This window comes from Mesorhizobium sp. M00.F.Ca.ET.216.01.1.1, assembly GCF_004010325.2.
GTDB lineage: Bacteria > Pseudomonadota > Alphaproteobacteria > Rhizobiales > Rhizobiaceae > Mesorhizobium.
This window is the reverse complement of record NZ_SADR02000240.1, coordinates 1-368: the sequence shown is the minus strand read 5'-3', so window position 1 is coordinate 368 and position 368 is coordinate 1. Positions and strand designations below refer to the sequence as shown.

The window sequence follows — 368 nt, the reverse complement described above, 5'->3', positions numbered from 1 at the left end:
GATCTATCGGCATTGGGCGACCAGCTTTCGGCCAGCACCGGCTTCAGCGTCAGGTCGGGCTGTGTCACGCACAGGAATTCGGCCACCTGGAAGACCAGCTGGTAGCTGCCGCTGTCATAGTAAGTGACCGGGTCGATGGCGCCGCCGGGCACGGCTATGCCGGCGCGCACAGTGCCGCCGGGCTTGCCTTCGGCGCGCGCTTGCGGAGTGCCGAGGCCGATCGCCGAAGCGATGCCGCCGAGGAAGGGCAGGGAGAGGCCGAGCACGCTGCCGTGGCGCAGGAATTCGCGTCGGCCGATCCTGCCGGCGAGCAATTCGTCGATAGCGGAATTTTCGATTGCGCTGAGATTTCTGCGAGCGGCGTCGAT

General features: G+C 66.3%; 1 pseudogene. It reads right to left on the bottom strand.

What is annotated here, in order from left to right:
- Window positions 1-368, bottom strand: a pseudogene (locus EN859_RS35920) (peptide ABC transporter substrate-binding protein); the annotation flags it as partial.